Raw genomic sequence first — 6,983 nt, 5'->3', positions numbered from 1 at the left:
GCTCGGGCGCGGCATCCGGCTCCCTCGAAGACCTGTTCACCGGCGAGACCATCACGCAGCAGATCGGGTGGGCGCCGCAGAAACCCCCGAAGCGGCGCCGGTCCGTCGGTCGCTGGATCGCCCTGGCGATCGTGCTGATCCTCGTCGGTGGTGTCGCCGGCGGCGGTATCGCGCTGTGGAACACCTACGGTGACCGCGTGCAGGCGTTCCTCGGCAACGGGGAGTCGCTCGAGTACGAGGCGGGCCAAGCCACCGGTGAGGCCCGCGTGACGATCGTGGCGGGCGACACGGGGGAGTCCGTCTCGCCCAAGCTCTTCGAGGCGGGGGTGACGAAGACCTCCAACTCGCTCTACAAGTACATGGTCGACAACGCCGTCGGTTTCACGTTCCAGCCCGGCGTCTACAAACTGCAGCAGCAGATGACCTCGGAGGCGGTGCTGGCCGCCCTGAAGGATCCGGCGAACAGGCTCGACAACTCCGTGCAGCTGCGCGAGGGCCTGACCCTGAAGCAGTCGCTCGACATCATCTCCGAGCAGACGAGCATCCCGCGCGCCGACCTCGATGCGGCGGTGGCGACGCCCTCGACGTACGGGGTGACGGCTCCGACCCTCGAAGGCTGGATCTTCCCCGCCACCTACGACTTCGACGACGGCGTCACCGCCCAGCAGGTCATCGACCGCATGGTCAAGCGCACGATCGAGTCGCTCGACAAGGCTGGTGTCGCACCCGAGGACCGGGAGCGCATCCTGACGATCGCCTCGATCATCGAGCGCGAGGCGCGCAGCAGCGAAGACTTCTACAAGGTCTCGCGCGTGATCGAGAATCGCTTGCAGCCCGACAACACCGAGACGCACGGTCTGCTGCAGATGGACTCCACCGCGCAGTACGGCGCGAACGAACTCGACGCCGGATCGTCGTCGTCGAGCGCGAACGCCCTGAACGGCGACAACCCGTACAACACGTACAAGTACCCCGGGCTGCCGGTCGGACCGATCGCCAATGCCGGAGACCTCGCGATCGATGCCGCGATGCATCCGGTCGACGGACCCTGGTACTACTTCACGACCGTGAACCTGTCGACGGGCGAGACGGTGTTCTCGACCACCTACGCCGATCAGGAGAAGGCGGTCGCGCAGTTCCAGCAGTGGTGCCGCGAGAACCCGAACGGCGGATGCTGACCGCCCCACGCCGCCTCGCCGTCTGGGGCGACCCGATCGCGCACTCGCGGTCGCCCCGGCTGCACGCGGCCGCGTACGGCGTCCTCGAGCTCGATTGGGAGTACGGGCGAAGGCAGGTCGACGAGGAGGGCTTCGACAGTGCCTGGAGGAGTCTGGATCCCGACTGGCGCGGCCTCTCGCTCACCATGCCGCTCAAGCACGCCGCCGCGCGCGACGCGATCTCGCTCGACGACGATGCGCGCCTCACCGGCGCCGTCAACACCTTCCTGCTGAGCGAGGACGGACCCCGCGGCTTCAACACCGACGTGGGCGGCCTCGCGCGTGCTCTCGACGAGTTCGGGGTGCGGGAGCCCGACGCCATCCGCGTGCTCGGCGCGGGGGCCACCGCGACCTCCGCGGTCGTCGCGGCAGCCCGCGCCGGTGCCCGGACCGTCGAGGTGCGCGCCCGCCGTCCCGAGGCCGCCGCGCCGATCGCCGCTCTCGGCGACGACCTGGGCGTGGCGATCCAGGTCGCCGCCCTGGACCAACCGCTCCTGGCACCCGTCGACGCCACCATCGCGGCTTTGCCCGGGGGCACCGACCTCGGCCGCGTCGCCGACGATCTGGCATCCGTCTCGGGTCCGCTCGTCGACGTCGTCTACGGGGGCTGGCCGACCCCGCTCGCGCGGGCGTGGGAGCGCGCGGGAGGGGAGGCGCACGACGGTCTCGCGATGCTTCTGCACCAGGCCCTGCTGCAAGTGCGCGTCTTCGTCGGGGGAGACCCCGGGGTCGCCGTCGAGCGCGAGGCCGAGGTGCTGGCCGCAATGCGCACCGCGCTCATGGGAGACTAGGACCATGCTTCGCGTTCTCACCGCCGGCGAGTCCCACGGCCCCGAGCTGATCGCCCTCATGGAAGGGATGCCGGCAGGCGTCCCCATCTCTTCGGCCCAGATCCGCGCCGAACTCGCGCGTCGTCGCCTCGGCTACGGCCGGGGCTCGCGCATGAAGTTCGAAGAGGACGAGCTGTCGCTGTCGACCGGCATCGTGCACGGCTTCACCATCGGCAGCCCCATCGCGCTGCGCATCGGCAACACCGAGTGGCCCAAATGGACCGAGGTCATGAGCCCCGAGCCCGTCGAACTCTCCGACCGCTCGCGCGGCCGCGGGGCCGCTCTCACGCGCCCGCGTCCCGGACACGCCGACCTCGTCGGCATGCAGAAGTACGGCTTCGACGAGGCCCGACCGATCCTCGAGCGGGCCTCGGCCCGCGAGACCGCCGCACGCGTCGCCCTCGGCGCCGTCGCGCGGTCGTTCCTGAACGAACTCGGCATCCGGCTGGTCAGCCACACGCTCTCAATCGGTCCCGTGCGCGTCCCCGACGACGCGGAGTTCCCGACGCCCGACGACGTCGACCGTCTCGACGCCGATCCGCTGCGTTGCTTCCACGCCGAGACGAGCGCCGCGATGGTCGCCGAGGTCGACGACGCGAAGAAGGCCGGCGACACGCTCGGCGGCGTCGTCGAGGTCCTCGCCTACGGCCTCCCGCCCGGACTGGGCTCCCACGTGCAGTGGGATCGTCGACTGGACGCCAAGCTCGCTCAAGCCCTCATGAGCATCCAGGCGATCAAGGGCGTCGAGGTCGGCGACGGCTTCCTCACCACGACCCGCCGTGGATCGCAGGCGCACGACGAGCTCTTCGCGACCGGCGACGGGATCACCCGGTCCTCCGATCGCGCGGGCGGCACCGAGGGCGGCATGTCGACCGGCACCGTGCTGCGCGTGCGCGCCGGCATGAAGCCGATCGCGACGATCCCGAAGGCCCTGCGCACGGTCGACGTCGCCACGGGCGACACCGCTGCCGCGCACCACCAGCGCTCCGACGTCTGCGCGGTCCCCGCCGCCGGCGTCGTCGCCGAGGCCATGGTCGCGATCACCCTCGCCGACGCCGTCCTCGAGAAGTTCGGCGGCGACAACATCGTCGAGACCCGCCGCAACGTCGAGACCTACCTCGCGAACCTGCCCGAGACGCTGCGCACGACCGACGCGTCCGACGCGGCGCTCCTCGCGCATGACCTCGCCTGACGCCGCTTCCGAGACCGCGTCCCCGGGTCCCGCCGTCGTGCTCATCGGGCCGATGGGGGCGGGAAAGACGAGCGTGGGCCGTCGCGTGGCGCGCGCGCTCGGAACGCCGTTCACCGACACCGACAAGCTCGTCGTGCGCGACCACGGTCCGATCCCGGCACTGTTCGTCGCCCACGGCGAACCGCACTTCCGCGCCCTGGAGCGCGACGCGGTCGTCGAGGCCCTGGCCCGCGGCGGTGTCGTGGCGCTCGGCGGGGGAGCAGTGCTCGACCCGCTGACGCGCGAACGCCTGCGCGCGCATCACGTCGTGCTGCTGACGGTGGCGCCGCATGTCGTGGCATCCCGGATCCACGGCGACGAGCGGCCGTTGCTCGGCGGAGAAGACCCCGTCGCACGCTGGCAGCGCATCTTCGACGAGCGACGACCCGTCTACGAGCAGACGGCCGACATCGCATTCGACACCTCGTCCGGCCCGCTCTCGCGGGTCGTGGACGACATCGTGGCCTGGGCACGCCGTGTGCCGGCCGGAGAGACGGCATGACCGACACCACCACCATCAGCGTCGCCGGCGACCCCGGCTACGACATCACGATCGGTCGGGGCCTGCTCGTCTCGCTCGGCGAGACGCTCCCCGCGGGGGCGCAGAAGGTGCTCGTCGTGCACCCGCCGACCCTCGCGAAGCAAGCCGAGGAGCTGCGGGCGCAGCTGATGGGCGACCGACAGGTGCTGCTCGCCGAGATCCCCGACGCCGAGGCCGGAAAACGCGTCGAGGTCGCGGCCTTCTGCTGGCAGGTCATGGGACAGGCCGACTTCACCCGCACCGACGTCGTCGTCGGTTTCGGCGGGGGAGCGGTTACCGACCTCGCGGGCTTCGTCGCGGCGACCTGGTTGCGCGGCGTCGCGCTCGTGCAGGTTCCGACGACCGTGCTCGGAATGGTGGATGCCGCGGTGGGCGGAAAGACCGGCATCAACACCGCCGAGGGCAAGAACCTCGTCGGCGCGTTCTGGCCCCCGGTCGCCGTGGTGTGCGACCTGGACCTGCTCGACACGCTGTCGAAGAACGAGGCGACCGCCGGGTTCGCCGAGGTGGTCAAGGCGGGCTTCATCTGGCATCCCGAGATCCTCGACCTCATCGAGGCCGACCCCGAGGGGATCGTCGATCCGCGCGGAGAGGGCTTCCGCCGCTGCGTCGAGCTCGCGATCGACATGAAGGCGCGCGTCGTCGGCGAGGACCTGCGCGAGGCCGGGCTGCGCGAGGTGCTGAACTACGGCCACACGCTCGGCCACGCGATCGAGCACGCCGAGCGCTACCGCTGGCGCCACGGCGCGGCGATCTCGGTCGGCATGGTGTTCGCGGCCGAGCTGTCGCGCCTCGCGGGCCGCCTGTCCGACGACGTCGCTCAGCGCCACCGCACGGTGCTCGAGTCGCTGGGGCTCCCCACGACCTACCGCGCCGGCGCGTTCCAGACGCTCAAGGCGACCATGCAGCGCGACAAGAAGAGCCGCGGCAGCATGCTGCGGTTCATCGTGCTCGACGACCTCGCTCGCCCGACGGTGCTGCAGGCGCCCGACGAGTCGCTGCTGTTCGCGGCGTACCAGGAGGTCGGTGCGTGAGCACCGCCCGACGGGGGACACCCGTCGACAACGCCCCGTTCGTCAGCCGCAACCGGACCCGGGCGGGACGCGCCCCGCGCCCTGCACCCACGGGCGGGGTGCGGGAGTGACGATCGGCGTGCGCCGGGTGCGCGCGGGCGAAGGCGCACGCGTGTGCGAACTGCGGCTGCGCGCGGTGAGCGACCCGGTGGCATCCATCGCCTTCCTCACCACCCGCGAGCAGGAGCTCGAGCGCGACCCCGCGTTCTGGGACGAACGAGCCGCCGGCGGAGCCTCCGGCGGCTCGACGGCGATGTTCGTGGCCGAAGACGGCGACACGTGGGTCGGGTCGGTGACCGTGCTCGTGCGTCGCGCGGGCGAGATCGACCACACCGGGCGGAGGCTGCCCCAGGGCCGCGCCGACGTCGTGGGCGTCTACGTCGCGCCCGAAGCGCGGGGCAGCGGCGCGATCGACGCTCTGCTCGACGCCGCCGCGCGGTGGACGGCCGAGCAGGGCTTCGAGACGCTGTCGCTCGACGTGCACGTCGACAACCACCGCGCCCAGGCCGTCTATCGTCGCGCCGGATTCGTCGCGACGGGCGAGACCTTCACCGGCCCCATCGGCGCCGAGCTCGCGATGAGCAGGTCTCTGCGCACGCTCTGACGCGTACAGCCGACGGCATCCGCCCCTCGTCCTCTCTAGTGCGAGGCCGCAACCCCGCGGACACGAAAGCCCTGCGCACGCGAACCCCCGCCACCGCGAACGCCCCGCGCACGCGGAAGCCCCGCCTCCCGAAGGAGACGGGGCCTCTGCGTGACAGGTCAGACCGTGGCCGGGACGCGACGCTCGGCCGCGAGACCCAGCTGGTCGGTGGGCACGTCCTTCGTCTCGCGAGCGGTCAGCGCGCTCACCGAGGCGATCACGGCGATGACCGCGGTGAAGACGCTGATCACGACCCAGCCGCCGGCGGACCCTCCGCCGAGCGCTGCGACGATGCTCGGCGCGAACCCGGCCATAAGGAACCCGAGCTGCGTGCCGATCGCCATGCCCGAGAAACGCACGCGAACGCTGAACATCTCGCCGTAGAAGGACGGCCACACGGCGTTGGCCGCGGCGTACCCGCACGAGAAGGTGAGGATCGCGAGACCGAAGGTGACGAGCGTGTTCCCCGCCCCCATCGACAGCATGTAGAACGGCATGAACACCGCCGACGACAACGCCCCGTAGATGAAGACGGGCTTGCGGCCGATCCGGTCGGCGAGCTTGCCGAACAGGGGCTGGGTGAGCAGGGCGACGACGTTGGCCACGACGACGAGCCACAGGGTGACGCTGGCATCGAGTCCCTGCTCCTTGCCGTACGCGATGGCGAGCGTCCCGAACACGGTCGACACGGCGGCGATGAACGCGCAGCAGATCACGCGCAGCACGTCGCGCCAGTGGTTCTTCAGAAGCGGCACGAGCGGCATGCGGGCGATCTGGCCGTCGGCTTTGGCCTGCTCGAACTCGGGCGTCTCGTGCAGGCTCCGGCGGATGAAGAACGCCAGGACCACGACGACCGCGCTCAGCCAGAACGGCACGCGCCAGCCCCACGAGAACTTGATCTCATCGGGGAGGGCGACGACCGGGATGAAGATGAGGGCCGCGAGGATCTGCCCGCCCTGGGTGCCGGTGAGCGTCCACGACGTGAAGAACGAGCGGCGGGAGTCGGGGGCGTGCTCGAGGGTGAGCGACGACGCGCCCGCCTGCTCGCCGGCGGCCGAGAGCCCCTGCGCGAGGCGGCACAGCACGAGCAGGGCCGGAGCGAACCAGCCGATCTGCGCGAAACCGGGGAGGCAACCGATGACGAAGGTCGAGAGCCCCATCAGCAGCAGGGTGAACATCAGCACCTTCTGTCGACCGATGCGGTCACCGAAGTGGCCCAGGATGACCGCGCCGAAGGGACGCGCGATGTACGCGAACCCGAAGGTCGCGAACGACATCACGAGGGCCGCCTGGTCACCCGACGGGAAGAACACGGTCGGGAAGATGAGGGCGGCGGCCGAGCCGAACAGGAAGAAGTCGTAGTACTCCACGGCGCTTCCCATGAAGCTGGCGGTGGCCGCCTTCACGGGAGTCTTCCGCGTCGTTGCGGTGGTGGTCATGGACGAGTG

The 6,983-nt window shown here is 71.0% G+C and carries 7 protein-coding genes; 6 read left to right on the top strand and 1 reads right to left on the bottom strand.

Annotated features, from left to right (window positions below):
* The 6 genes from mltG to AB6V31_RS15810 form a co-directional block, all read left to right on the top strand.
* Positions 1–1,178 (top strand): endolytic transglycosylase MltG (gene mltG / locus AB6V31_RS15835; RefSeq protein WP_369366793.1); only part of this gene is annotated, 1,178 nt, incomplete at its 5' end.
* Positions 1,172–2,008, top strand: a complete 837-nt coding sequence (locus AB6V31_RS15830) for a shikimate dehydrogenase (protein WP_369366791.1) — start codon at positions 1,172–1,174, stop codon at positions 2,006–2,008. The genes mltG and AB6V31_RS15830, both read left to right, overlap by 7 nt.
* A gap of 4 nt (positions 2,009–2,012) precedes the next feature.
* Positions 2,013–3,239, top strand: coding sequence for a chorismate synthase (gene aroC / locus AB6V31_RS15825; RefSeq protein ID WP_056231703.1), 1,227 nt, complete (start codon positions 2,013–2,015; stop codon positions 3,237–3,239).
* Positions 3,226–3,780 carry a shikimate kinase gene (locus AB6V31_RS15820; RefSeq protein WP_369366789.1) on the top strand — a complete coding sequence of 185 codons (555 nt, stop codon included), beginning with the start codon at positions 3,226–3,228 and terminating at the stop codon, positions 3,778–3,780. The genes aroC and AB6V31_RS15820 overlap by 14 nt, the downstream gene beginning before the upstream one ends.
* Entirely contained in the window at positions 3,777–4,853 is a 1,077-nt protein-coding gene (aroB, locus tag AB6V31_RS15815; protein ID WP_369366788.1) for a 3-dehydroquinate synthase, read from the top strand. Before AB6V31_RS15820 ends, aroB begins: the two co-directional genes overlap by 4 nt.
* A 151-nt stretch (positions 4,854–5,004) precedes the next feature.
* On the top strand, positions 5,005–5,496 hold the full coding sequence (locus AB6V31_RS15810) for a GNAT family N-acetyltransferase (protein WP_369366787.1): 492 nt from the start codon (positions 5,005–5,007) through the stop codon (positions 5,494–5,496).
* Between the two features lie 158 nt (positions 5,497–5,654).
* Here AB6V31_RS15810 and AB6V31_RS15805 read toward each other — a convergent pair whose 3' ends face one another.
* The gene (locus AB6V31_RS15805) at positions 5,655–6,974 is read right to left on the bottom strand and encodes an MFS transporter (protein ID WP_369366786.1); all 1,320 of its coding nucleotides are present in this window, start codon (positions 6,972–6,974) and stop codon (positions 5,655–5,657) included.
* Positions 6,975–6,983 lie beyond the last annotated feature (9 nt).

This window comes from Microbacterium sp. 16-032, assembly GCF_041079455.1.
GTDB classification, from domain to species: domain Bacteria; phylum Actinomycetota; class Actinomycetes; order Actinomycetales; family Microbacteriaceae; genus Microbacterium; species Microbacterium testaceum_A.
The sequence above is the reverse complement of the archived record's forward strand: the minus strand, read 5'-3'. Positions and strand labels throughout refer to the sequence as shown.